The sequence below is a fragment of the Klebsiella sp. 141198 genome, from assembly GCF_050600785.1.
In the GTDB taxonomy this organism is placed as follows: Bacteria; Pseudomonadota; Gammaproteobacteria; order Enterobacterales; family Enterobacteriaceae; genus Klebsiella; species Klebsiella aerogenes.
On sequence record NZ_JAQIRM010000004.1, the window covers coordinates 773,311 to 796,636 of the forward strand.

At 54.4% G+C, this 23,326-nt stretch carries 21 protein-coding genes and 1 tRNA gene; 9 read left to right on the plus strand and 13 right to left on the minus strand.

Annotation, left to right across the window (positions count from 1 at the left end):
- Positions 1 to 42: 42 nt before the first annotated feature.
- Genes PGR10_RS17595 through ecpR form a run of 4 tightly spaced genes read right to left on the minus strand, consistent with a single transcriptional unit; the run spans position 43 to position 4,510 of the window.
- Entirely contained in the window at positions 43 to 2,568 is a 2,526-nt protein-coding gene (locus PGR10_RS17595; protein ID WP_308958682.1) for a fimbrial biogenesis outer membrane usher protein, read from the minus strand.
- Between the two features lie 25 nt (positions 2,569 to 2,593).
- Positions 2,594 to 3,262, minus strand: a complete 669-nt coding sequence (locus PGR10_RS17600) for a hypothetical protein (protein ID WP_316425263.1) — start codon at positions 3,260 to 3,262, stop codon at positions 2,594 to 2,596.
- 57 nt (positions 3,263 to 3,319) lie between these two features.
- Positions 3,320 to 3,907: a common pilus major fimbrillin subunit EcpA gene (gene ecpA / locus PGR10_RS17605; RefSeq protein ID WP_015704519.1), complete on the minus strand. Its 588-nt coding sequence runs from the start codon at positions 3,905 to 3,907 to the stop codon at positions 3,320 to 3,322.
- A 60-nt stretch (positions 3,908 to 3,967) separates the two neighbouring features.
- A complete protein-coding gene (ecpR, locus tag PGR10_RS17610) occupies positions 3,968 to 4,510 on the minus strand; it encodes an ECP biosynthesis operon DNA-binding transcriptional regulator EcpR (protein WP_047063962.1) in 543 nt (180 codons plus the stop codon).
- 803 nt (positions 4,511 to 5,313) lie between these two features.
- On the opposite strand from ecpR, the gene phnC reads away from it, so the two are divergent.
- The 4 genes from phnC to phnE (PGR10_RS17630) all read left to right on the plus strand — a co-directional run bounded on the left by phnC (position 5,314) and on the right by phnE (PGR10_RS17630) (position 8,952).
- Positions 5,314 to 6,156: a phosphonate ABC transporter ATP-binding protein gene (gene phnC / locus PGR10_RS17615; protein ID WP_213794284.1), complete on the plus strand. Its 843-nt coding sequence runs from the start codon at positions 5,314 to 5,316 to the stop codon at positions 6,154 to 6,156.
- Positions 6,157 to 6,187: 31 nt separating this feature from the next.
- The gene (gene phnD, locus PGR10_RS17620; RefSeq protein ID WP_087859189.1) at positions 6,188 to 7,129 is read left to right on the plus strand and encodes a phosphonate ABC transporter substrate-binding protein; all 942 of its coding nucleotides are present in this window, start codon (positions 6,188 to 6,190) and stop codon (positions 7,127 to 7,129) included.
- Positions 7,130 to 7,198: 69 nt separating this feature from the next.
- Complete coding sequence (gene phnE / locus PGR10_RS17625; RefSeq protein ID WP_046884032.1) at positions 7,199 to 8,071, plus strand: phosphonate ABC transporter, permease protein PhnE; 873 nt, start codon at positions 7,199 to 7,201, stop codon at positions 8,069 to 8,071.
- A complete protein-coding gene (gene phnE / locus PGR10_RS17630; RefSeq protein ID WP_430923843.1) occupies positions 8,068 to 8,952 on the plus strand; it encodes a phosphonate ABC transporter, permease protein PhnE in 885 nt (294 codons plus the stop codon). Before phnE (PGR10_RS17625) ends, phnE (PGR10_RS17630) begins: the two co-directional genes overlap by 4 nt.
- 57 nt (positions 8,953 to 9,009) lie before the next feature.
- Here the strand turns inward: phnE (PGR10_RS17630) and PGR10_RS17635 are convergent, their stop codons facing one another.
- Both PGR10_RS17635 and PGR10_RS17640 read right to left on the minus strand, forming a co-directional pair.
- Positions 9,010 to 9,675 (minus strand): HAD family hydrolase, encoded by a 666-nt coding sequence (locus PGR10_RS17635; protein WP_430923844.1) that lies wholly within the window; start codon positions 9,673 to 9,675, stop codon positions 9,010 to 9,012.
- Between the two features lie 80 nt (positions 9,676 to 9,755).
- On the minus strand, positions 9,756 to 10,553 hold the full coding sequence (locus PGR10_RS17640) for a sulfite exporter TauE/SafE family protein (protein WP_087859186.1): 798 nt from the start codon (positions 10,551 to 10,553) through the stop codon (positions 9,756 to 9,758).
- Positions 10,554 to 10,654: 101 nt separating this feature from the next.
- On the opposite strand from PGR10_RS17640, the gene PGR10_RS17645 reads away from it, so the two are divergent.
- On the plus strand, positions 10,655 to 11,452 hold the full coding sequence (locus PGR10_RS17645) for an AraC family transcriptional regulator (protein WP_213794286.1): 798 nt from the start codon (positions 10,655 to 10,657) through the stop codon (positions 11,450 to 11,452).
- 225 nt (positions 11,453 to 11,677) lie between these two features.
- Positions 11,678 to 12,244 carry a C40 family peptidase gene (locus PGR10_RS17650; RefSeq protein ID WP_032707509.1) on the plus strand — a complete coding sequence of 189 codons (567 nt, stop codon included), beginning with the start codon at positions 11,678 to 11,680 and terminating at the stop codon, positions 12,242 to 12,244.
- A 64-nt stretch (positions 12,245 to 12,308) separates the two neighbouring features.
- On the opposite strand, the gene phoE is transcribed toward PGR10_RS17650, so the two are convergent.
- A complete protein-coding gene (gene phoE, locus PGR10_RS17655; RefSeq protein WP_430923846.1) occupies positions 12,309 to 13,361 on the minus strand; it encodes a phosphoporin PhoE in 1,053 nt (350 codons plus the stop codon).
- Between the two features lie 289 nt (positions 13,362 to 13,650).
- On the opposite strand from phoE, the gene proB reads away from it, so the two are divergent.
- The 3 genes from proB (at position 13,651) to PGR10_RS17670 (ending at position 16,208) form a co-directional block, all read left to right on the plus strand.
- Entirely contained in the window at positions 13,651 to 14,754 is a 1,104-nt protein-coding gene (proB, locus tag PGR10_RS17660) for a glutamate 5-kinase (RefSeq protein WP_015368077.1), read from the plus strand.
- Positions 14,755 to 14,764: 10 nt separating this feature from the next.
- A complete protein-coding gene (proA, locus tag PGR10_RS17665) occupies positions 14,765 to 16,018 on the plus strand; it encodes a glutamate-5-semialdehyde dehydrogenase (protein WP_348854114.1) in 1,254 nt (417 codons plus the stop codon).
- A gap of 114 nt (positions 16,019 to 16,132) precedes the next feature.
- A tRNA-Thr gene (locus tag PGR10_RS17670) sits at positions 16,133 to 16,208 on the plus strand.
- Between the two features lie 204 nt (positions 16,209 to 16,412).
- Here the strand turns inward: PGR10_RS17670 and tssG are convergent.
- From tssG to PGR10_RS17700, 6 genes are read right to left on the minus strand one after another with little or no spacing between them, the layout of a single operon-like run.
- Complete coding sequence (gene tssG / locus PGR10_RS17675; RefSeq protein WP_430923848.1) at positions 16,413 to 17,480, minus strand: type VI secretion system baseplate subunit TssG; 1,068 nt, start codon at positions 17,478 to 17,480, stop codon at positions 16,413 to 16,415.
- On the minus strand, positions 17,444 to 19,228 hold the full coding sequence (gene tssF / locus PGR10_RS17680) for a type VI secretion system baseplate subunit TssF (protein WP_430923850.1): 1,785 nt from the start codon (positions 19,226 to 19,228) through the stop codon (positions 17,444 to 17,446). The genes tssG and tssF overlap by 37 nt, the downstream gene beginning before the upstream one ends.
- Before the next feature lie 7 nt (positions 19,229 to 19,235).
- Positions 19,236 to 19,637, minus strand: coding sequence for a hypothetical protein (locus PGR10_RS17685; protein ID WP_430923851.1), 402 nt, complete (start codon positions 19,635 to 19,637; stop codon positions 19,236 to 19,238).
- Positions 19,607 to 20,941, minus strand: coding sequence for a phosphatase PAP2/dual specificity phosphatase family protein (locus PGR10_RS17690; RefSeq protein WP_430923852.1), 1,335 nt, complete (start codon positions 20,939 to 20,941; stop codon positions 19,607 to 19,609). The genes PGR10_RS17685 and PGR10_RS17690 overlap by 31 nt, the downstream gene beginning before the upstream one ends.
- Positions 20,934 to 22,697 (minus strand): bifunctional alpha/beta hydrolase/class I SAM-dependent methyltransferase, encoded by a 1,764-nt coding sequence (locus PGR10_RS17695; protein ID WP_430923853.1) that lies wholly within the window; start codon positions 22,695 to 22,697, stop codon positions 20,934 to 20,936. The genes PGR10_RS17690 and PGR10_RS17695 overlap by 8 nt, the downstream gene beginning before the upstream one ends.
- A complete protein-coding gene (locus tag PGR10_RS17700; protein ID WP_430914464.1) occupies positions 22,694 to 23,326 on the minus strand; it encodes a lysophospholipid acyltransferase family protein in 633 nt (210 codons plus the stop codon). Before PGR10_RS17700 ends, PGR10_RS17695 begins: the two co-directional genes overlap by 4 nt.

Here is a 23,326-nt window from a genome sequence, read left to right on the forward strand (position 1 = left end):
GCCAGCGGCGCGATCGTCAGCGTCGCCAAAGCGAGTAGCCACTTAGCTTTCATTACCTTCTCCTGTCTGCTGCGCCGCCGCCCATGAAGAGAGACCGCTGCATACTACGTCCCCTACCCACACCGCACCGCGCGCCTGGCTGAGCTCCAGCGCCACTTCACAGGTTTTATTTCCGCCGTAGCTAAAATCGATGGTGGGATATTTTTTATCGACATCCATGACAAATTCACCGTTCTCATCGGTGCGGGTGCGCCCGATATGGTTATTAATGCGCGCGTTCGCCAGCAGCGTGCCGTCTTCGGCGCGGATACGTCCGGAGACGGTGACCATCTGCTTCACTTCCGGCTCGATCACCGCCACGTTACCGGGATAAAGCGTCAGGTGGCTCTTACGGCCGCTGACAATGTCGTAACTGTCGATCGAGTTTTTACTGTTCTGCAGTTCGACTTCATAGCGGCTGTACGGCGACAGCGGCAGATAATTGCGTTTACCGCTGAGCTGCACGATGCGCCCGTTAACCTTAGCGCTGAGCTTGCCGTCGTCTTCCAGCCCGGTATTGAAGATCACCCCGGCGTTGCCGTCGGTTCTTCCGCTGGCGGCGATATTTTTCCCCTGCCAGCCGACGCTGCCGCTGGCGGTCAGGTTGGTGTTCACGTAGCCGTCGGCGCCGCTGTTGACGTTCAACGTGCCGTTGGTATAGCGCGTTTCAAACTGCGTATAAGCGCCGCCGCTTAAGGTTTTGTCGTCGCCGGTATCGCCGGAAATCGCCCGCGAAATATTGGCGCCGACGGTTCGAATCGCTCCTTCATCAAACTGCTTACGCGCCGAAATGTTGGCCATGGTATAGCCGTTCTGGTGGGTCATCCCGGCGCTGAACCAGTTGCCCAGCGGCAGTGATAAATCGAGGGCGATATATTTCCCGGTGTTGGCGTTGCTATCGCCGTTGTTATAGCGCTGTAAGCCCGCGCGCAGGCCTAGCGAGCCAAAAGAGCCGCTATAAATCGTCTGGTAATAATCCGCCGTGTAGTAATGGCTGTTGTAGCGGCGATCATCGTTGTAGCTGATGCTAAAAGTACCTAGTTTTGACCACAGGGCGTTCAGGTTCAGCGTGCCGCCGATCGCCCGGTTATCGGCATCGCTGCGGCGCAGCTTATCGCCGATGACGGTCTTCTCCTGGTTAATCCACAACGAGCTAAAGCCGCCGGGTAAGGTGGCGCTGACGCTGCCGATGCTGCTCCAGGAGCTGTCGCTGGCCAGCATGTTTTGCAGGTTAATATTCACCGCCTCGGTTAGCGGCAGCGTAATGCGCGTTTCGCCGACGGCGTTGCTATCGTAGCCGTAGCCGGTGGCCGCCCAACTGAGCGTACTCAACGATCCGGAAGCCGACGCCCCCGCCAGCCAGCTCTCTTTCGCCGGCTGCGTCTTTTTACCGCTTTCCGACCAGCGGTCCATGTGGAAACTACCGCCCCAGATTTGCCAGGCCAGCGGCGCGCCCGCGCCGCGTCCACGGCTGAACAGTTTGTTGACGCGTTGGGTGCGTTTGCTGACCACTCTTCCGTTAACGATAACTTCGACGTCAACGTCGTAAATACCGTACGGCAGGCCTCGGGTATCAACTTCATGATTACCCATGACGAAGTTCTGCACGCTTAACAGGCGCCCGTCGCGCATCAGGTGAACCTCGCCTGCCGCCGGTAAGAATGCCACCACTGGCGTTGCCGACTGGCTGTTGTCAAATACCGTCGAGCTGGCCTGGTTGCCCCACGACGCGCCGTAGATTTTACCGGCCGAAATCGCAGTCATCGGCCCCAGCGATTGTAAGTTCCAGGTATCCAGCATCCCGCCGGCAAAACGGTGCCCGGCGAAGTCGCGCTCGTACATCGCTTTATACAGTTCGTTGTCCTGGTGGCTGGTGCCGATGCCGTACAGCGAGCCGTCGAGCACCACGTGATGCTCGCGCAGCGCGCTAACGCTATTGAGTGACAAATAGCTGGAGGTATTACTGCCGCCGCTACGCATCTGGTTGTTGTAGACCCCGAGGTTGTAGGTAAGGTTATTACTGAAGGTTTTAACGCTCGACTGGCCAATATCCTCGCTGCGCGACCGCAGCACGGTTCCCAGCGCCTCACGTTTCACCACCAGTTGTAGCAGCAACTGGCGCAGACTAAGTTGCAGCTGCGCGGCATCAGTTAAGGGGATCTTCAGCGCATCGTTGAAAGCCTCATTGGATAAACGGCTGAGCTGTTGACGTGTCTCGTCGCTGACGCGAGCGTTGTCATCGCCCTCTTCGAGGGTGATTTGCCGAACCCGCAGCACATCGCCATCAAGCCAGATATACGCGGCGCCGATACGCTGATCGTTCTGATTATCGCGGCTGCCTTCAAGATGAATAAACAGAGGGATGCTCATGCCGTCCTGCAAAGCCTGGCTGAAAGCCTGCGGGATAATCACGCCGCCGATTTGCTGCACGCGCTCGGCGGCCATGCTGTCGCTATAAGGCGCCAGCAAAAGAACCATGCCGGAGGCAAGCAGCGCGTTCAGTCCAGGGGTGATCCGTCGTAAAGGCATAGTCTTAATCCATCAGCACACATGTCTATTTCACGGGAACAAACTGCTCGCCCTGCCAGAGCGCGACCCGTCCTTTTTTGTCAGCAATATTGACGCGCGTGAAGCGACGCGATTTCCCCGGCATCAGGTAGTAGTTTTCTTTGCACTCTTTGCCATCGGCGATTTTCAGACACGGGCCATAGGCGATGATGCGCAGGGTGGCGTTCCCGGTATTGGTCAGCGTGTCGCCGGCAAACTGATAGCGAAAATTAGCCTGACGCGGCGCCACCACCAGAATGGTGCCGATGCGGGCTGAAGCGGTGGCCACGGCGCTGCGCTGGGAGCCATTGCGCTGGGCATCGCTTAAGGCCTGATCGAACCAGACAATCCGGTAGTAGCGCTCTTTATCATCCGCCGGGCCTTTGTAGAAAAAGCGCACCACTTCACTGGCCTTTGCGGGCAATAACAAGCTAGCGGGGGTCAGCAGGACTTCATCCTGTTTATCCATCGGGATCACTTTGCCGCCATCCAGCGGTGAAGAGAGACGTTCCAGATGAATGTTGATTAAGCGGCCGCTGTCGGTGGTATTTTTAATCTCTTTACTCAGCGTGCTGCTGCCGCTGTTCATAAAGGAAGAGATATCGCCGACATCCAGCGCCCGCGCAGGGTTAGCCAATCCAAGCAGCAGGGCAATGGCCAGGAGATGTTTTTTCATAAGCGTTCAGTCCATGAAGAGGCAGGGGTATTCCCCCTGCCCGGTGCTACGAGAAAATCAGCTGGTCCAGGTTGCGTCGAACTGCACGCTCACGTCACCGCTCCAGATCCCTTCCGGCAGCGTGCTGTAATCGGTTACCGCGGTGGTGCCGTCGGTGGTACCGCTGATGATGGAGAAGTTAAAGCCGTCCTGCGCGGTGGTGCGGCCTGCGGTGTTGTAGCCGTTAGACAGCGCGCTGAGGTTGCCGCCCAGTACGCCGTTAGCGGTGTCGATCATGATGGTGTCAGCACTCTTTTCTACCGCGGCGCCGTTATAATCCACGCCCACGCTCAGCGTTGAGCCGGAGGTATCCAGCTGAGTCAGAGTGTTAGTGATAAGACGTGAAGTCAGTTTGAAGGCAGTCGCCGTGGTATCGCCTTCAACCGCAACATCAAACAGACCTTTTTGTGAGTTAAAGCCTTTAATCCCTTCGGCATACTGGAAAGCCAGGCTGCCAAGCGGGGTAACAACCAGTTTGCTGGAAGTGTCTTTTTTCGCGGTTGCAGACCAGGTAGCAACGGCCTGAGCAGTGACATCAGCAGCCTGAGCAACACCCATTCCAGCAAACGCCGTTACCAGAGCAATAGCAATAACCTTTTTTTTCATAGCTTTTTCATCCTGAGTTTAATTAAGGACAAGTCGTCCCGGTGTACCACTAAATAAACGTTACATAACTAATTTATAAATTTTTGAATACAGCTTGGCCTCAGCATTTCGCCGATGGGTATAAATAGTTTTCACACTGCAATTTTCAATTCTGGCGATAGATTTCGGATGCATTCCCTGGGCCGTCATTCTGATCACCGTCATTTCCCGGTCAGTAATTTTTTCTTTCTTTATATCTTTACGCAGAAACCGGCCATTAATTACATAGGCCAGATCTTTTCTTATATCGCGCGCGAGGTCGACATACACCACGCCGCGAATATCACCGTTGTAATACCAATAATTGGCTAACGCTTCTGACTTTCTCGCGGCAATCAGAATGATTTGTTTGCCCTTGGCCTTGGCTAACCAGTCGTTGTCATAGCGAATAAAGTAATTTAATGCATTGGTACTCAGATTGATAAACAAAAAATCCTTACATATTTTATCCAGTGACAAATAAATAAGTTCTTCGATATCTAAAATGAGTTCCGATAAGCCTTTTAAAAAATAAGTATCATGGGCTGGCCAAATACACTTATCAAGGGAGCATTGTTCGTCCATATACTGTTTATCCTCTTCATCCTGGAATACTACCTTTCACCCCATCGCCGATAGCCAGGCCTGCAGAGATTAAACCTGCAAATTACCCCTGTTTAAATTGGTTATAATAAAACACCAGCGGCATTATTTAATAATTAATAATGTCGAAATTATTTATCGATTTATATTTTTTGTTGGATTCAAATTTAGGTTTTTTCTGATTAAGTGTCAACAAGCAGGATGTGAAGCTAATTCTCATTTATGTCAATTTTTTGCTTTTTGGCGAAATCCTATTTTTTGCTCAAAAACAAAAAACATTTAATTTCATGTGGTTATTGATCGAAAATTCCTACAATCCGAATCGATTATTATATCATCCAGGATCATAACCCTAATTCATTAGGAATATTCTTAATGGACAAGATAAGTGACGTTGCGAAAAATCTTAATAACACACAAAAGTAAGAGGATAATGCCACACAATCATTATTTACAAGACGATTCACCCAATCATAAGCTGCATGAATGGTTTTAAGCACCGCACAAAAAGCCTAAACATAAACAAAAAAACCACTTGCAGAGGACTATTAATCCAATGAAAGAATGATATCTAAGAGAATGAGATTACTTCTCATATTTCTTTCTTATTTACTCTCATTTTCATTAGTGTAGTCCATTACGCAATGATTGCCGCTGACATGTTCCTCTTGCCTTGCAGATAAGCGTTTCATCACGCTTTCATTATTTGTTCGCCTTACCGTCATCGAAAGTTCACACAAAACGCGATTAATAGTGGCCAGTTTATGACGAACCAGGACACTCTTATGAACAGCTCTCTTGCCGCGGTGGCGGAAACCGAATTTTCGCTAATTACGCCCATCACCCCAACCCGGCAGCGGAAAGTCTTAAGCGTGCGCAACCTGAGTAAATCTTATAATGCGCAGCAAACCGTCCTCGATAACATCAGTTTTGACCTGCATGCCGGCGAGCTGGTGGGAGTGATTGGCCGCTCGGGAGCCGGGAAATCTACGCTGCTGCATGTCCTTAACGGCACTCACAGCGCTACCGGCGGTGAAATTCTCAGCTTTCCGGAAGTCGGTATGCCGCATGATGTTTCACGCCTGAAAGGACGCGCGCTCAACGCCTGGCGCAGCGAGTGTGGCATGATTTTCCAGGACTTCTGCCTCGTGCCGCGCCTTGATGTGCTGACTAACGTACTGCTCGGCCGCCTGAGTCAGACCTCAACTCTGAAGTCGCTGTTTAAGGTTTTCCCCGACGCCGACCGGGCTCGCGCCATCTCTCTTCTCGAGTGGATGAACATGTTGCCGCACGCCCTACAGCGGGCGGAAAACCTCTCCGGCGGCCAGATGCAGCGCGTGGCGATTTGCCGCGCGCTGATGCAAAACCCCGGGATCCTGCTGGCGGATGAACCCGTCGCCTCGCTCGATCCCAAAAACACCCAGCGAATTATGAACGTATTGCGGGAAATCAGCGGCCAGGGGATTAGCGTGATGGTCAACCTGCATTCGGTCGAACTGGTCAAAGAGTACTGCACCCGGGTCATTGGCGTCGCCAAAGGCCGCATCATTTTCGACGATCATCCCGCACAGCTGACTCAGGATGTCCTGCATCGGTTGTACGGCGATGAAATTAGCCAATTGCATTAATTTCCTTTAGTAAAAACACACGGGCAAAATAATGAACAAACATATTAATGGCGCAGTTCGTTTATCCGCAGCACTCGCAGCTCTGTTACTGACGTGGCAAGCGAGCGCCGCTGAACAGCCGAAGGAATTAAATCTGGGGATCCTCGGCGGTCAAAACGCCACGCAGCAAATTGGCGATAACCAGTGCGTGAAACAGTTTCTTGATAAAGAGCTGAAGGTCGATACCAAATTACGTAACTCATCCGATTATTCTGGCGTCATTCAGGGACTGCTGGGTGGTAAAGTCGATGTCGTATTAAGTATGTCGCCTTCTTCTTATGCCTCGGTCTATATCAATAACCCGAAAGCCGTCGATATTGTCGGTATCGCCGTTGATGATAAAGATCAGTCCCGCGGCTACCACTCGGTGGTCATCGTCAAAGCTGACAGCCCGTATAAAACGCTGGACGATTTAAAAGGCAAAGCTTTTGGCTTCGCCGACCCGGATTCCACTTCCGGTTATTTAATTCCAAACCACGCCTTTAAACAGAAATTCGGCGGCGACGCGGATAACAAATACAATAACTTCTTCTCCAGCGTCACCTTCTCCGGCGGCCACGAGCAGGACATTCTCGGCGTGCTGAACGGCCAGTTTGCCGGTGCGGTCACCTGGACCTCAATGGTCGGCGACTACAACAGCGGCTACAGCGTAGGCGCTTTTAATCGCCTGATTCGCATGGATCATCCGGATTTGATGAAGCAAATCCGGATTATCTGGCAATCGCCGCTGATCCCGAACGGCCCGATCCTCGTTAGCAATGCGCTGCCGGCGGACTTCAAAGCCAAAGTCGTCACCGCGCTAAAAAAACTGGATACCGACGATCACGCCTGTTTTGTGAAAGCGATGGGCGGTACTCAGCACATCGGCCCGGGCAGCGTGGCCGATTTCCAGCAGATCATCGATATGAAACGCGAACTGGTTAGCGCGCGTTAATCCCGTACTGATGCCGCCGTTCGCAGATCAATGCAGACGGCGGCGCTACGTTAAAGACCTTTTCGCCGCATGAATAATACCCATACCGAATTTGAACGTTATTACCAGCAGGTCAGGACGCGGCAAAAGCGCGATACCTTCGGCTGGTCGCTGGTGCTGCTGGCGCTCTACTTTGCCGCCGGGCACGCCGCCGAGTTTAATCTGTTCACCATCTGGCGCTCGTTGCCAAACTTTCTCGATTATATGTTCGAGACGCTGCCGACGCTGCATCCGGGCGTCCTGTTAGCCGATTCTCATACCAAAGGCTCGCTGGCGTACTGGGGCTATCGCCTACCGATTCAGCTGCCGCTGATTTGGGAGACGCTGCAGCTGGCGCTGGCCTCCACGCTGGTGGCGGTCGCGGTAGCGACGATACTGGCTTTCCTCGCCGCCAATAACGCCTGGTCACCGGCGCCGCTACGCTTCGCCGTTCGCGTGCTGGTGGCCTTTTTACGCACCATGCCAGAGCTGGCCTGGGCGGTCATTTTCGTCATGGCGTTCGGTATCGGCGCGATCCCCGGTTTTCTGGCGCTGATGCTGCATACGGTCGGCAGCCTGACCAAACTGTTCTATGAAGCGGTGGAAAGCGCGCAGGATAAACCGGTGCGCGGGCTGGCGGCATGCGGGGCATCAGCGCTGCAGAAGGTGCGTTTTGCCCTGTGGCCGCAGGTGAAACCGATTTTTCTCTCCTACGGCTTTATGCGCCTTGAGATTAACTTCCGTTCATCCACCATTCTTGGTCTGGTGGGCGCCGGCGGGATCGGCCAGGAGCTGATGACCAACATTAAGCTCGATCGTTACGATCAGGTCAGCATGACGCTGCTGCTGATCATTATTGTGGTGTCGCTGCTGGATATGCTTTCCGGCCGCCTGCGCCAGTGGGTTCTGGAGGGGAAAAAATGAGCCAATGGCAACATCAACCGGATATCGCCGCCAGCCGCCGCCAGCATCAGGCGCTGTATAAGACTCAGGGGCGATATCTGCGCTACGTCGGCGTGCTGGCGCTGGCGAGCGTACTTTATTACGTCTGGTTCTTTATGCAGTTCGGTATCAGCAGCGAACAACTGGCGACTGGTCTACAGCAGATGGGGCGCTATCTGCTGCGGATGTTCGTCTGGCACGATTTCTGGAACTGGCCGTTTGCCTATTACTTCACGCAAATCGCCATTACGCTTGCCATCGTCTTCGCCGGGACGATTACCGCGACGGTCATCGCGCTGTTGCTGTCATTCCTGGCGGCGCGCAATATTATGCGCGGCGTGATTCCCGGCATTATCGCCGTGTTGATGCGCCGCTTGTTTGACATGCTGCGCGGTATCGATATGGCTATCTGGGGTCTGATTTTCGTGCGCGCCGTAGGGCTCGGGCCGCTGGCCGGAGTACTGGCGATTATTATGCAGGATACCGGCCTGCTGGGGCGCCTGTATGCTGAAGGCCACGAGGCGGTAGATCGTTCGCCGGGACGCGGCCTCACCGCCGTCGGCGCTAATGGTCTGCAGAAACACCGCTTCGGCATTTTCACCCAGTCGTTCCCGACTTTCCTGGCGCTGAGTTTATATCAGATTGAATCCAACACCCGTTCCGCCGCGGTGTTAGGTTTTGTCGGCGCGGGCGGGATTGGCCTCATCTACGCGGAAAATATGCGTTTGTGGAACTGGGATGTGGTGATGTTTATTACCCTGTTGCTGGTCGCGGTGGTCATGGTCATGGACGCCCTCTCCGCCTGGCTGCGCCGCCGTTATATCGGCGGCAACGTGGTGCCGTTGTATCAAAGTCAGCAATAACCCCTCTCCCCGGTGGCGCTACGCTTACCGGGGCTACCAATCAGGGAAAACGTCTCGTTATTCGATCTGCCACGCCAGCACCGGCCAGCCGTGCCGGGCGTTGGCTGCCAGCAGCTGCGGACAGGGGTTGACCAACCGCACGCGATCCGCATGCAGGCACAGGGGCAGGTCGTTTATCGAATCGGTATAAAAAGTGACTTCGCCAGTATAGTCAGGATGCGCCTCGCGCCACTGCGCCAGGCGCGTCACTTTGCCCTGCTGATAGCTCGGGGTACCGGCAATCACACCACTGTAGCCGCCATCCGCCATTTCAACATCAATACCCAACGCCTGTTCAATTCCCAGCTCGGCGGCTATCGCCTGCACCAGCAGCGTTACCGAGGCGGAGATCACCAACATTTTTTCCCCTCGCGCCTGTAGGGTACGAATAACGTCCCATGCCTGTGGGTAGACCCGCGGCAACACCTTTTCGCGCACGAATCTCGCCACCAGCGTATCCACCTGCCCCTGCGGGATACCAATCAGCGGCGCCTGAATCAGCGCGACATAATCGGCGATATTCATTTCCCCGCGGTCGTAATCCGCCATCAGCTGCGCCTCGCGCGCCAGATATTCCGGGTCGCTCACCAAGCCTTCGCGCACCATAAACTGGCTCCACAGCGTACTACTGTCCCCTTTAATCAGGGTGTTATCCAGATCGAAAATCGTCACAGCATTAGACATCGGTCATTTTCCATAATCAGCAATATAAGCCTGCGAGAGCATGTATAAAGAAGATGACAGGAGCATGATCCGGCTGCGTTTCAGCCCACCCCGCCAAAGCCCATCGCCAGCAGCACCAGTAGCAATAGTAGCGGGTAGATCCGCACGTGCCAGCGATCGGGAAGTTTTGCCAACCAGCGCGATGCGCCCCGCAATCCCAGCCAGTTTCCGGCTACCAGCAATCCGGCCGCCAGCCACCAGATATTGCCGATGAAACCGGAGGGCAGCGCCGCCATCGGCGCCATCAGCAGCCACGCCAGGCTGGCGGTCGCCGCCAGCGGCAACGTCAACAGATTGGCCATCGCCGCGGCCTGCGCCATCGTCGCGCCACGCCGGCGCATCAGCGGTACGGTCATCACGCTGCCGCCAACGCCAAGGAAGGCGGCAATTAGGCCAATCCCGCCACCAAGAATAGTCTCGCGCCCTGCACTCGACGGTGCGCAAGCTGTCGACGGCGCCATAAAGCCGGGGCGAACGTAGCAATCCACGATGGTCACCGCCAGGTACAAAATGAACAGCCAGCGGATCCACTCGCCGTTGACCCTCAGCGCCAGCGCCGCGCCGGCAATACCGCCGATGGCGATGCCGCCAAGTATCGGCAGCAGGGAGCGCCAGTGAACCGTTCCGGCGCGCAGATGGCGGCCGCTTGCCAACAGCGACGTGCACAGCATCACCAGCGCCGACGTCGCTACCGCTATTTGCATCGCCTGACCGCCTACTGCGCCCTGATGGCTCAGCAGCAGGTAAAGCAGCGGCACGGTAACAAAGCCGCCGCCGAAGCCAAACAGCCAGGTGGTTACCCCGGACAACAATCCGCAAACAAAAAGCCCAAATATCATCTACCGTTCCTCCATTCAGGGAGGTAACGATATAGAATAGCGGAATGGCTGACTTACGATTAAAGGCCAATATATTACGATTTTCAGCCAGGAGTGTACGCATGCGTAATATCGCGATTAATGATGTCGATCATCTGCCGCGCCGGGTATTGGGCCTGGGTAGCGATTATCCGCCTGACACCCTTTTACCGCGCCATCATCATCGGCGAGCGCAGTTTCTCTATGCCGTGAATGGCTTAATGAAAGTCGAAACCGATGACGGCCAGTGGCTGGTGCCGCCGTTCAGCGGCGTATGGATACCCGCTAATAAACCGCATCGCGTCTGGATGCCGGGCGTGAGCACCCATAGCCTGTATATCGAACCGCAGGACGCGCCGCGCGCCGGCGTGCGCTGCGAAGTATTGCAGGTTTCGCCGCTGCTACATCAACTGCTATTGGCCGCCTGCCAGTTGCCGCTGTTGTATGAAGAGAGCGGACATGATGCGGCGCTTATCGCCCTATTGCTGTTTGAACTGCAGGGCGCCCCGCCGCTGCCGATGTTTACGCCGCTGCCGCAACATCCGCGGCTGGCTGAACTATGCAGCGCGTTTCTCCTTCAGCCGGAGATTCACAGTACACCGGAGCTGTGGGCCAAAAAGATGAGTCAAAGCCTGCGCACCTTCAACCGCCGCTTTTTGCAGGAGACCGGGATGGCGTTTCGCGACTGGCGTCATAAAGCCTGCCTGATGTACGCTCTCACCGCCCTGCGAGAAGGACGAAGCATTACCGACGTGGCATTAAGCCTTGGCTATGAGCATCCGGCGGCGTTTACCGCCATGTTCCGCAAAGCGATGGGCTATGCGCCAGCCTCTTTTATCCGCCATCTTAAAGGAGGCACGCCTGTCTCTCACGCCAGATAAATAAGAACATCCTGATTCTGGCCTGTTATATTTTGATTTAGATAGTAAACATTTATTAATAAATAAAATCACCGCGTTTACTATCTGAGAAATGTGCTTATTACGTACCGGCGAATTTATGCCTGCAGTACGTAAGTTTTCGTAAATTTTGCGTTTCATCATTCTGACGTTTCCCTGAATACGCTATAAATGGCGACGGTCGATCCCAAACATGAAAATAACGACATGAAGCCCAAACTCACCCACGCTTTATTACTTGTTCCTTTATTGATTTTGGCAGGATGTTCATCTTCCCCAAAAAAACCGCCCAAGGCGGTGGCGCAGCATCATTACGAGCCAATCGACAGCGGCTCCGACGATCTGATACCGGTGCTGGCCGCCCTGCACGATCAGATGCACACCTGGGACGGCACCCCTTACGAATGGGGCGGCACCGACCAGAGCGGCGTCGACTGTTCCGGCTTTGTCTGGCGTACGCTGAAGGACCGCTTTAATCTGCCAATGGACCGCGTGACCACCGGCGATCTTCTGCATATGGGCGTACGGGTTAGCAAGCAGCAGCTGCGACCTGGCGATTTAGTCTTCTTCCGCATTCACGGCGGCATGCACGTCGGTTTCTACGATACCGACCACAATTTCCTGCACGCCTCCGCAAGCCAGGGCGTCATGCGTTCGTCGCTGGATAATCCGTACTGGAACCGCGTATTTTATCAGGCGCGGCGCTTGCCGAAGGAATATAACGCGCAGATCACCATGAATAACGACAATCTGCATCTGGCGAAAAACCGCTAATCCTGACAAATAAAAACCGCGGCGCTCAGGGCCGCGGTTTTTATTTTTCTTGCGCTCAGTTTTATCAGAACTGATAGGTCATCCCCAGCGCGACGATGTCATCATCGTTAATACCGAGCTTATTATCGCTCTTCAGCTGGTTAATTTTGTAATCCACAAAGGCGTTCATGTTTTTGTTGAAGTAGTAGGTCAGGCCGACGTCAATATAGTTGACCAGGTCTTCGCTGCCGACACCTTCAATATCCTTGCCTTTCGACAGTACATAGCCCAGAGACGGACGCAGACCGAAATCGAACTGATACTGGGCGACCGCTTCAAAGTTCTGCGCTTTATTCGCAAAACCACCGCTGATCGGGGTCATTTTGCGGGTCTCAGAGTACATTGTCGCCAGGTAGATATTGTTGGCGTCGTACTTCAGGCCGGTAGCCCAGGCTTCCGCTTTGGAACCCTGGCCGCGCGCCAGCAGGTTCTGATCGTTGGTACGGTCAGAGCTGGTATAAGCCGCGCTGACGGCGAAATCACTGCCGCCGAAATCATAGCTTAAAGAGGAGCCGAACCCGTCGCCATTCTGTTTTTTCGCTTCGCGGCCTTCATTTTTCCCCTGGTATTGCAGGGTCATATTCAGACCATCGACCAGGCCGAAGAAATCGGTGTTGCGGTAGGTCGCCAGGCCGCTGGCGCGTTTGGTCATGAAGTTATCGGTCTGCGCGGAAGAGTCGCCGCCGAACTCCGGGAACATATCGGTCCAGGCTTCAACGTCGTACAGCGCGCCGAGGTTACGACCATAGTCAAATGATCCAAACTCTTTTAACTTCACGCCGGCAAACGCCAGACGGGTTTTCTGCGAAGAATCGCTTTCGGTTTTATTGCCGGAGAATTCGGATTCCCAGCGGCCATAACCGGTCAGTTGATCGTTGATCTGCGTTTCGCCTTTGATACCAAAGCGAACGTAGGTCTGGTCGCCATCCTTGCTGTCATAATCGCTGAAGTAGTGCATGGCTTTCACTTTGCCGTACACGTCCAGTTTATTGCCGTCTTTATTGTATACTTCCGCTGCCTGTGAAGCCGAAGAAGCAACAAAACCCATCATCATTAATGCCAGAGAACGCTTTTTCATTATGTGGTCCTGGTGATTTATTTACACGCGCTTATCAATTCCGGGCGAAGGCCCCGTCAAAAACTGGAGGTTTTTTAACGCTGTAGTGTTAAATATTTATGACGAAATGGAACTTTTTATAAAAAAGAATGTTTAAATATTTCCGTCATAAATATGTCACCTTGCCTGCGCAGAATGCCCGATCCGCGCAATAAAATGGCTTGACCAATACGCCAGCAGTTGGCAAGCGGCCTGACTCCTGTTACAACATCAGCTCGATCTCGATATTCCTTTTGAACGGCAGAAAATCATGAGTGATAGCCAGACGCTGGTGGTAAAACTGGGCACCAGTGTTTTAACGGGCGGATCCCGCCGCCTGAACCGCGCCCATATCGTTGAGTTAGTGCGCCAGTGCGCGCAGCTGCATGCCATGGGGCACCGCATTGTGATTGTGACTTCCGGGGCCATCGCCGCCGGACGTGAACACCTCGGCTACCCTGAACTGCCCGCCACCATTGCCTCAAAACAGCTGTTGGCGGCAGTCGGCCAAAGCCGTCTTATCCAGCTGTGGGAACAGCTTTTCTCTATTTACGGCATTCATGTCGGCCAGATGCTGCTGACCCGTGCCGATATGGAAGATCGCGAGCGGTTCCTCAACGCCCGCGATACCCTGCGCGCGCTGCTGGATAACAACATCGTGCCGGTCATTAATGAGAATGACGCCGTCGCCACCGCTGAAATCAAAGTCGGCGACAACGATAATCTTTCCGCCCTTGCGGCCATTCTCGCCGGCGCCGATAAACTGCTGCTGTTGACCGATCAGCCGGGACTCTTTACCGCCGACCCGCGTAGCAATCCGCAGGCCGAGCTTATTAAAGATGTCTACGGCATCGATGACGCGCTGCGCGCCATTGCAGGCGATAGCGTTTCCGGCCTCGGCACCGGCGGCATGGGCACCAAACTTCAGGCCGCGGACGTCGCCTGTCGCGCGGGCATCGATACCATTATCGCCGCCGGCAACCGCCCGGACGTTATCGGCCACGCGATGGAAGGCCTGCCGGTGGGCACCTGTTTCCACGCTCAGGAATCACCGCTGGAGAACCGCAAACGCTGGATCTTCGGCGCGCCGCCGGCCGGTGAAATCACCGTCGATGCCGGGGCGACCCAGGCTATTCTGGAAAGAGGAAGCTCATTGCTGCCAAAAGGCATCAAAACCGTCAGCGGGAATTTCTCCCGCGGCGAAGTTATCCGAATCCGCAGTAGCGAAGGCCGCGATATCGCTCACGGCGTAAGCCGCTATAACAGCGACGCCCTGCGCCTGATCGCCGGGCAGCACTCGCAGCAAATCGATGCCATCCTCGGCTATGAATACGGCCCGGTGGCCGTTCATCGCGACGATATGATTACCCGTTAAGGAGCTGAAAATGCTGGAACAAATGGGCATTGCGGCCAAAGCGGCCTCTTACCAACTCGCGCTGCTTTCCAGCCGCGAGAAAAATCAGGTTCTCAACAAGATTGCTGATTATCTGGAAGCGCAGACCGAAGACATCCTGCGCGCTAACGCCGAGGACCTCAGCGACGCCCGCGCCAATGGCCTGAGCGACGCGATGCTCGATCGCCTGGCGTTGACGCCAGCGCGCCTGCGCGGCATCGCCGATGACGTGCGTCAGGTGTGTAGCCTGGCGGATCCGGTCGGCCAGGTGATTGACGGCGGTCTGCTGGATAGCGGCCTGCGTATCGAACGTCGCCGCGTGCCGCTGGGAGTGATCGGCGTGATTTATGAAGCGCGACCGAACGTGACCGTCGATGTCGCCTCTCTGTGCCTGAAGACCGGCAACGCGGCTATTCTGCGCGGCGGTAAAGAGACCTGGCGCACCAACGCCGCGACGGTGAAAGTGATTCAACAGGCGCTGCAGGAGTGCGGCCTGCCGGCTGCCGCGGTGCAGGCAATCGAGAGCCCGGATCGCGCGCTGGTCGGCGAAATGCTGAAGATGGATAAATACATCGATATGCTGATCCCGCGCGGCGGCGCAGGCCTGCATAAGCTGTGCCGCGAACAATCCACGATCCCGGTGATCACCGGCGGTATCGGCGTGTGTCATATTTTCGTCGACGATTCGGCAGAGATCGCACCGGCGTTGAAGATCATCGTTAACGCCAAGACCCAACGCCCGAGCACCTGCAATACCGCCGAGACGCTGCTGGTGCACCGTAATATCGCCGATACCTTCCTGCCTGCGCTGAGCAAACAGATGGCGGAGAGCGGCGTGACGCTGCATGCCGACCCGGCCGCCCTGCCCCTTCTGCAGAACGGTCCGGCAAAAGTGGAGCCGGTGAAAGCGGAGCAGTACGACGACGAGTATTTGTCGCTGGATCTGAACGTGAAAGTTGTCGCCGATCTCGATGATGCGATTGCCCATATTCGCGCGCACGGTACCCAGCATTCAGATGCCATTCTGACGCGTACCCTGCGCCATGCGAATCGCTTTATTAATGAAGTGGATTCGTCGGCGGTATACGTTAACGCTTCTACCCGCTTCACCGACGGCGGCCAGTTCGGCCTCGGCGCGGAAGTGGCGGTCAGCACCCAGAAGCTGCACGCCCGCGGGCCGATGGGCCTGGAAGCGCTGACTACCTATAAGTGGATTGGTTTCGGCGACGATACCATTCGTGCTTAACGCTAAGCGGGTGATGCAAAAGTAGCCGTTTGATTCGAAAGGGCATTGACGCATCACCCACTTAGTTTTAACCTTCTACCCCGTGCTTCACGCAGGTGAACGCGTCCTTTCAGGGCCGATATAGCTCAGTTGGTAGAGCAGCGCATTCGTAATGCGAAGGTCGTAGGTTCGACTCCTATTATCGGCACCATTTCAACGTCTATCCCCATCGATGAAACCCTATGTCTTTATGCGGATCCAGGCCGTATGGGCATCTGGAGAATTCTCCAGGTAACCACTCCCACCACGTCTCATGCCAGACAGGGTCTGCGGTATTTTTGTTCTCGATAATCACATTTATAGTAGCTGTGCCGTCAACACTCACTAACCCGGTATCTCGGCTTCGCAAACACAATTAGTCTTCCTCGAAACCTTTTCCTCGCAGTTTTCCCACCTTCGTGCGCAACGTCTGCGGCATCTCGTCTTCGTTATCATCTCTGAGGCCTGACATGATGTTGTACCCGATAAAAAGCCCCGCTTTCCCCAGCCCTGGACGAGGTAAAATGCAAGTGGGAACGGTCAAATATATGTCTGCATCGTAGTCACACCCCAGATATGCTTTCAGCAGCGCAAACACATCCTTGCGCAGTTGTCCTTGCGGCCACCAGCCTTTGGCCTCTTTGGCATCCTCGGTGTACATTTCAATGCGCATGCAGTAGTTAAGGGTTTCCACTTCATCCCCCATAACAAGGCGCTCGCTCAGCGCCATAGGATTCTTCAGCGTCAGGCGTGTGCGCTCATCAACTGACATGGTAACCGGTTGATGTGGAAAGACTTCTACCCGTGTACTGAGAGCCTGACTGCGTATCACAGCGGCCACCCCTTCCGTGGTCAACGTGGTATGCATCATCGGCCCAAGGATAGCCAGCAATCGAGAAGCGGGTAAATCATCCGTTTGTGTTATACCGGCCAGCGCCATGAGGCTACGGGAGAATTTATCCGTTCCCCCTTCTTCATACGATGACGGATAACTGTACTTCCGCTGAATACGGTAAAACTGCGTCATCATCCGGTGATTGAAGATATCCAGAAATGCAGCCATCGCATCAGCCCCCTCTCGCCCCTGATTGATATCATCAACATAGGCCGTCGGAAGCGGCGAATCCACGCCATATAGCCCATGGAATGTTGTTCTGACCGTTGGCGGGTCATCAGGATGAGCCGGATCGGTCTCCGTTTTTTTCAGTTCACTGGTCGGAAAGCCGAGATGTGGGTCGGGACGGAACCGAACAGCATCCTGGCTCAGCTTCCCCGCTGCACCTAGCTTTCTGCCGCTGAATTTCTCCACTAGCTCACAAAAGCGGTAGAAATTGAACATGGCCGTCTGGTCTTTGCCCTCTTTATCCAGCCAGAACGGTGGCAAACTCTTTTTTTCGTCTGCTGAATTCACATCAACACCCTGTGGATCGTGCGCATAGGCCATTCCCATTTCGTCCCTGACTCAGCCAGAGTGACCGTCAATTGAGTAAAACGGGCAATGCTGGCGTACTGCGTAAAAAATTGCTCTAGCAACTCACAGAACAATCTCGCGTCCCCAATGCCACTGAACTGCGTTTCATCCAGTTCAATAGTAATATGTACGCCGTGCCACTCTTCCGCCGAACTGTATGCCTGTTTATAGCTGACGTGACTTACCCCATTGATACGGCGAAGATTATCCTTATCCTCTGTCCAGTTGAACAGCTGCAACACCGCGCGAAGATTTTTGGCGCTATCGATCATCCGGCTTAGAGCACGTGGATGCAGCAAAGCCATCGCATGCCACTGATATAACTCGGACAATGGTGGATAGCACGGCATAGAGGGCGCCTGCCTGGTTTGGCAGCATAGCGACTGGTTGCCGGCGGTCGTCATACCATCAAACACGGCATTATCCAGCGCCATACGTGGGTAGTTGCCGTTGGTACAGGTGATGTTCAAAAACAGCGTCGCATTTTCTTCCTGCAGATCCTGTTCACCCGCCGTCCCTCCCAGCATCAACAATGTTTCATGCATTCCGGTAACACCCCGCCAGATACGGGTGTGGAAGTAACGTTCAGGCCAGCTATCTTTACGCTGCAACATCCCGCCCTTGTGCCAGAACTGCCGAAACGGCACGTACTGTCGCTTGTCCAGCGTTTCACTCGCGGCCATCTTATCCACACTGTAAATTTCAGTGTGATGATCGCGCAGCCGGTGTGGACGAAGCCGGTAATCCAGTTTTGCGGGTTCCACCTTCAGGGGTTCAGCGTTGAGCGAAAACAAATTGATGAGCGGTACACAGTGGATACGCAGAGTATCCTCCGGCACGGAAATATCCCGGTCCAGTGGCTTGCTCAGATGAAGTTCCAGCTCAAAATACTGACAGTCTTCCCCGAGCGGCAGCGTTTCAAGGCCCGTCAGGGTAAAGAACGCAAACCGGGCCGGGAAGCTGAAGTATTCCAGTAATGGGCGAACCTCCCCGCACAGCGCCGGGCTTTCACTCTCCGGCCAGACTGAGGACCAGTTTTGCTGCCAGCGCGACGACAGTTTGCCGTGAAACGGCTGCGGATCGAGATTGCCTGTTTGCGGCAAGCGCACCGTGATATGCGAGACATGATGCGTCAGCGCCAGATACAGCATCGACTGTAAAGGGCGATCGCCGTGAATGTAGAGCGAGATCTGGCTCAAATCCGTCTGCGATGGATCGGCGTACTTACCAAATGAAAACTTCAGCGCCAGCACCTGGTGACCATCCGGATGCAACTGCTGTCTGACGTGATGCAGCGTCAACGGGTGCAGTACCAGTTCGTCGGTCGTGCGGTATGGGCAGCGCAGGCCGGTATCATCCATTGGCCGGGTCAGCAATGTTGTGCCTGCGGGGATAACCACATCCCTGACCTGCGTAACCATTTTCGGGGACAGCTCGACTACGGCCATCGAGGGCTGTGTCCGGTTGGCTATCGGCAGCAGATGCCCCAGCAGCGGCTCTGTCAGCTCCGGGATATCGTCATCAATCTGGCGACGCAACCGCGCCATCATCAGCGCAAAGCCCTGAAACAGCCGTTCGACAGACTCATCAGCTTTATGAGACTGTCGGTCGATGCCCAGCCGCCGACCGGTCTCCGGGTGTTGTTCAGCAAACTCACGCGCCGCCGCCCTCAGCCAGCGCATTTCGCCGTCAAAATATTTCAGAAAATCATGGTCATTCATAGGCTGGTTAATCCACCAACGTAAAAGACTGGTAAAGGACTGTGCACAGTGAGGCGACCCACAGCGCCATTAGCGAGAACATGGCCCGGTAAAAAAGGTTTCTCGCCCCACGCCAACGTTCAGCCAGCGTACGAGTGTTACCCGTCTTTTTGGCCCACAAATGCGCCATACCATTATCAAATTCAGCGAGATCGCTTTCACTCTCAATGAGCTGAAAAAGTCGTTCATCCAGCCATATACGCCAACAGTAATAATGGGTCAGCAAAAAGAGTCCCATTAGCAACACGCAATCGAGTGAAAACAACAGGTTAAAGATCAACACCAAAGGTGGCAGCGTCAGGGCAGCAAAGTAGCGCCAGCTCGACAGATGAATGTGCATTATTTGTTTGGTCTTAGTGATATCTGACATTGCAGCTCCTTGCTGAATGTTTCCAGAACCTGAAGATGGGCGGGCGTAAGCACCACCTGAGGCCGCCGGGATTTGATTAACGCCACGGCCTGCGTGACCGACCCGGCGAGCCCTTCACTTAGCAGCCAGGCCGCAACAACCGTTGCACTGCGGGATAAGCCTAAGGCACAGCATACCAGCACACTTTCATGTTCTTGCTGCAGTTGACTGAGCTTCATCACGGCCTGGTGGATGTCCCGGACGCCCGGCACCACCAAATCCATCAGCGGGTAAGCCTCCCAGTGATCTGCTTTGCGGCGGCCCTTATGAAATTCAGCCGTCAGATCGAAAACGGCGGCCTGCGTCATGGTTCTATCCGGAAAGCGACCCAATGCCACGCCGTCATAAACAACGTTGCTCAGAGATATCCGTCGGGAAAACCATTGTTTTGAAAGCCATGTCCCGGCTAAATAGGGGAACAACATCCAGCGGGCAGAAAGGGATAAATCGCCGTGATTATTTTTCTGAAACACCGACACCCCGAGCCCGGTATAGCCCGCCGCCACCATCAATAATGCCGCTGCAAGCCACAGCAAAATGAAGCCGTGGGGGATCCACAAACCCGCCAACAAAAACACTATTCCACCAGCACCATATTTCGCTGCGAGCCGTACGGCGTGTGCTGATGGGCGCTTCCACCGCCAGTGGCCTTCAACCGGAATGGCATAGCTAATCACCACGCCGACCACAAACCCGCTAACGACATCGATGAAATGGTGCTGCCAGGTGGTAAGCACAGATACCGCTATCAGCAAAAACCACGCACTGGAAAGCAGCTTTGCACCCTTCCCCAGATGCTGACGAAAACGCAGCCACAACAGCCATGTCAGGATGATATGCAACGACGGAGCCTGGTTATAAGGCAAATCAAACTGTTCGAGCTGTTGAAACAGCCAGCCAAACATCCCCTGCGTTTCTGGGCGCATGAAAGTGAATTTCAGCGGAAACAGGAGAAAGCCGACGCAGGCAATAAGTGATGCGGCAAGCAGCCGACAACCGTGACGGGTCAGCTCCTGCTTTGAAGTACAGATAAACAGCGAAATGCCATACAGTAGGTCAATACTCCAGTAAGGTACGATGGTCCAGGGCATAAACGGGATAACATGTTCCCACCCGAGGACCATGCTTCCCACATCAGGACGTGTAGCCGTGAACTGATTCACCTGTCCATAGCTGAAGAAAAACAGCGGTCCCAACAACACCAGCCAGCACAGCCCCAGTTTCCAGAGGCTGGCATTGTTCTGTATAAGCGCGGACTCAGCCATGCTGCTTTCTCACGGCCAGCGAGACGGTGAAAATACCAAACTCATCAATCACCTGGTGGCATTTCTCGAAGCCCGCCTGCTCCACCAGCGTATCCATCTCTTTCTGCGTGCGCACACGCATCATCCACGGAATGCCGTTCTGGTGGCTGGTTAAGGTATAAGCGATAGTTTTTAACTGCGGATGCCACGGCTGCCCGGTGTAGACCAGCATGCCACCAGGCGGTATTGCCGCAGCCAGCCCGGCGAGCGAGGCTTTGATTAAGGCGTTATCCGGGAAGAGTTCATATAGCCCGGAAACGATCCCCAGTGTAGGAGCTGGCCCAAGTGTAGCGAGAGAGTCATAGTCAAAAGCATTGCCCTTTTTGAACTGAGCGACATGGCTTAACCCTCGCCCTTCAATCATGGTCTGGCCTTTCTCAACGTTCAGGTCGCTGTAATCACGCAGCAGGATACTTTCGATATCCTGATGTTTCTCCAGCGCGTCGAGCACATAGCGACCGTGTCCGGCTGCGATATCCACTACACGTACCGGCATATCACTCTCTTTCAGCCGGGCGACAGCCTGCTCTATGACCTGCTGAATATTGACTTTTCGTACCCGGATCCCCTGCCAGCCAATACTGCTCAGGTAGTGTCGGTCAATCATACGCCCCAGAATACCTTTGCCTTCCGGATAGTTACGGTACACATAATCCAGCGTACTGCCGGAATCAAAACCCGTCTCGTAGCCCAGACGCATCCCATTTGACAGTCTGCCGATTGTTTTCATGCCATAGCTCATTGAGGAATAGAACATCCCCTCCAGCGAGAGTGCTTTTGGCGGTGCCTGCAGTTCGCGGTACGCGTCGGCACTCGGGCTCCACTGGTCTTCATGGCTGTAATCGAAAGTGTAAGGTTTTACCGCATAGAGTTTGTCGATAAAGGTTTTCATTTTATCGAAGGCCATAGCCCTGTCTTTTTCACCCAGCGTATCGTGATAGAAACCGGGTAAAATATGCTGCTCTTTGATAGAACTTCGCAGACCGGCGTAGAAATGTTTTTGCGGCTTCGCATGCACGACAAAATCATCGCCAGAGATAAGTAATTGGGTCGGCAGCGTAATGGCGGCAGAGTCGGACACAATGCGCTCAGCCGTTTTGTAGAGATCGAGAAGAATGTTCACCGCGATTGCCCGTGTGATGAGTTTATCCTGTTCAAAACTGGCAACACGCTCCGGATCGTGGGTAAGGAATTTCCCTTTCACGTAGGAGTTGACGTAGAACAGGCCACGGATCCGCTGCATCAACCCAAGGCCCGTTCGGGCGAACGGCACATACAGTTTGACCTTAAAGGCCGGAGAAGCCAGCACCATCCCCCGAATTTTCGGCGCATAGTCGTGAACCCAGGTAGAGACCAGTACCGCCCCCACGCTCTGCGCAATCACTACGATATCCTCAAGGCTGACCTGCGCGTCCTTCGCCACAAAACGCACAAACTCATCCACGTCCAGAACAGAGCGAGCCAGGCTCGGGCTGTAACCACGATCGCCCGGCGATTGACCGTGACCGCGAGCATCCCAGGCGTAAAAATGCGTATCGGGCATATCCAGCTCATCGACAATGTGCTGCAGACGCCCGGAATGTTCATGCCCGCGGTGAAACAGCACGATCACTTTCTTACCGTTGCCTTCCGTTGCAGGCCAGTGGCGAAAATAGAGCGACTCTCCATCGCTGGTTGCGAATGTACTTTCCTTAAATAAACGAGCTTCCTGACTCATGTGATTTTCCTTGTCACCTGCTGTTGTAATGTGACGAAACGAGTGAATAACGATTGTTTAAAAGTGACTTTATCCGCGTCGTAAAACAGCGGTTCGTCGATAAAGATGTCGATAAAAAACGGTACGGGGATTTTCTGCCCTTTGCCCATTGAGCGCTCCAGACCGTGCATGTAGACGGGTATAATCGGCACCTCCGGACACTGCTGGCTTAAATGCCAGATGCCGGATTTGATCTCTGCGAATTTCCCCGGCTCGCCGCGCGTGCCTTCAGGGAAAATAATCACAATTTTCTTTGCTGCTAGTGCATCGACGCAAGCCTGCAGCGGATTGGCCTGATGGGCTCCACGATAAACAGGAATGATGCCGATGACCTTCAGTGCAAACCAGCCAATCACTTTGTTTCGCAGGAAATAGTCTGCCGCCGCCACGGGCTGCACGTTCACCAGTGTTGAAAGTGGAAACAGCGTGAACAACGTCAGCACATCCAGATGGCTGTTGTGGTTCGCCACGATAATCGCCGGGCCTTCCACAGGCAGCTTTTTGCGGCCTGACACGCGAACGCCCAGCCATATCCAGACCACGGGGTACGCAATACACAACGTAAAGATCCAGCGCAGAAAACGGTTCAT

Coding starts and splice junctions, on each gene's coding strand:
- ecpR (WP_047063962.1), bottom strand. CDS start 4,510: ATGGACGAACAATGCTCCCTTGATAAGTGTATTTGGCCAGCCCATGAT.
- PGR10_RS17640 (WP_087859186.1), bottom strand. CDS start 10,553: ATGATATTTGGGCTTTTTGTTTGCGGATTGTTGTCCGGGGTAACCACC.
- PGR10_RS17645 (WP_213794286.1), top strand. CDS start 10,655: ATGCGTAATATCGCGATTAATGATGTCGATCATCTGCCGCGCCGGGTA.
- tssG (WP_430923848.1), bottom strand. CDS start 17,480: ATGGCCTATGCGCACGATCCACAGGGTGTTGATGTGAATTCAGCAGAC.
- PGR10_RS17690 (WP_430923852.1), bottom strand. CDS start 20,941: ATGGCTGAGTCCGCGCTTATACAGAACAATGCCAGCCTCTGGAAACTG.
- ecpA (WP_015704519.1), bottom strand. CDS start 3,907: ATGAAAAAAAAGGTTATTGCTATTGCTCTGGTAACGGCGTTTGCTGGA.
- PGR10_RS17685 (WP_430923851.1), bottom strand. CDS start 19,637: ATGTCAGATATCACTAAGACCAAACAAATAATGCACATTCATCTGTCG.
- PGR10_RS17595 (WP_308958682.1), bottom strand. CDS start 2,568: ATGCCTTTACGACGGATCACCCCTGGACTGAACGCGCTGCTTGCCTCC.
- PGR10_RS17600 (WP_316425263.1), bottom strand. CDS start 3,262: ATGAAAAAACATCTCCTGGCCATTGCCCTGCTGCTTGGATTGGCTAAC.
- PGR10_RS17700 (WP_430914464.1), bottom strand. CDS start 23,326: ATGAACCGTTTTCTGCGCTGGATCTTTACGTTGTGTATTGCGTACCCC.
- PGR10_RS17635 (WP_430923844.1), bottom strand. CDS start 9,675: ATGTCTAATGCTGTGACGATTTTCGATCTGGATAACACCCTGATTAAA.
- proB (WP_015368077.1), top strand. CDS start 13,651: ATGAGTGATAGCCAGACGCTGGTGGTAAAACTGGGCACCAGTGTTTTA.
- phnC (WP_213794284.1), top strand. CDS start 5,314: ATGAACAGCTCTCTTGCCGCGGTGGCGGAAACCGAATTTTCGCTAATT.
- PGR10_RS17650 (WP_032707509.1), top strand. CDS start 11,678: ATGAAGCCCAAACTCACCCACGCTTTATTACTTGTTCCTTTATTGATT.
- phnE (WP_046884032.1), top strand. CDS start 7,199: ATGAATAATACCCATACCGAATTTGAACGTTATTACCAGCAGGTCAGG.
- phoE (WP_430923846.1), bottom strand. CDS start 13,361: ATGAAAAAGCGTTCTCTGGCATTAATGATGATGGGTTTTGTTGCTTCT.
- phnE (WP_430923843.1), top strand. CDS start 8,068: ATGAGCCAATGGCAACATCAACCGGATATCGCCGCCAGCCGCCGCCAG.
- phnD (WP_087859189.1), top strand. CDS start 6,188: ATGAACAAACATATTAATGGCGCAGTTCGTTTATCCGCAGCACTCGCA.
- PGR10_RS17695 (WP_430923853.1), bottom strand. CDS start 22,697: ATGAGTCAGGAAGCTCGTTTATTTAAGGAAAGTACATTCGCAACCAGC.
- proA (WP_348854114.1), top strand. CDS start 14,765: ATGCTGGAACAAATGGGCATTGCGGCCAAAGCGGCCTCTTACCAACTC.
- tssF (WP_430923850.1), bottom strand. CDS start 19,228: ATGAATGACCATGATTTTCTGAAATATTTTGACGGCGAAATGCGCTGG.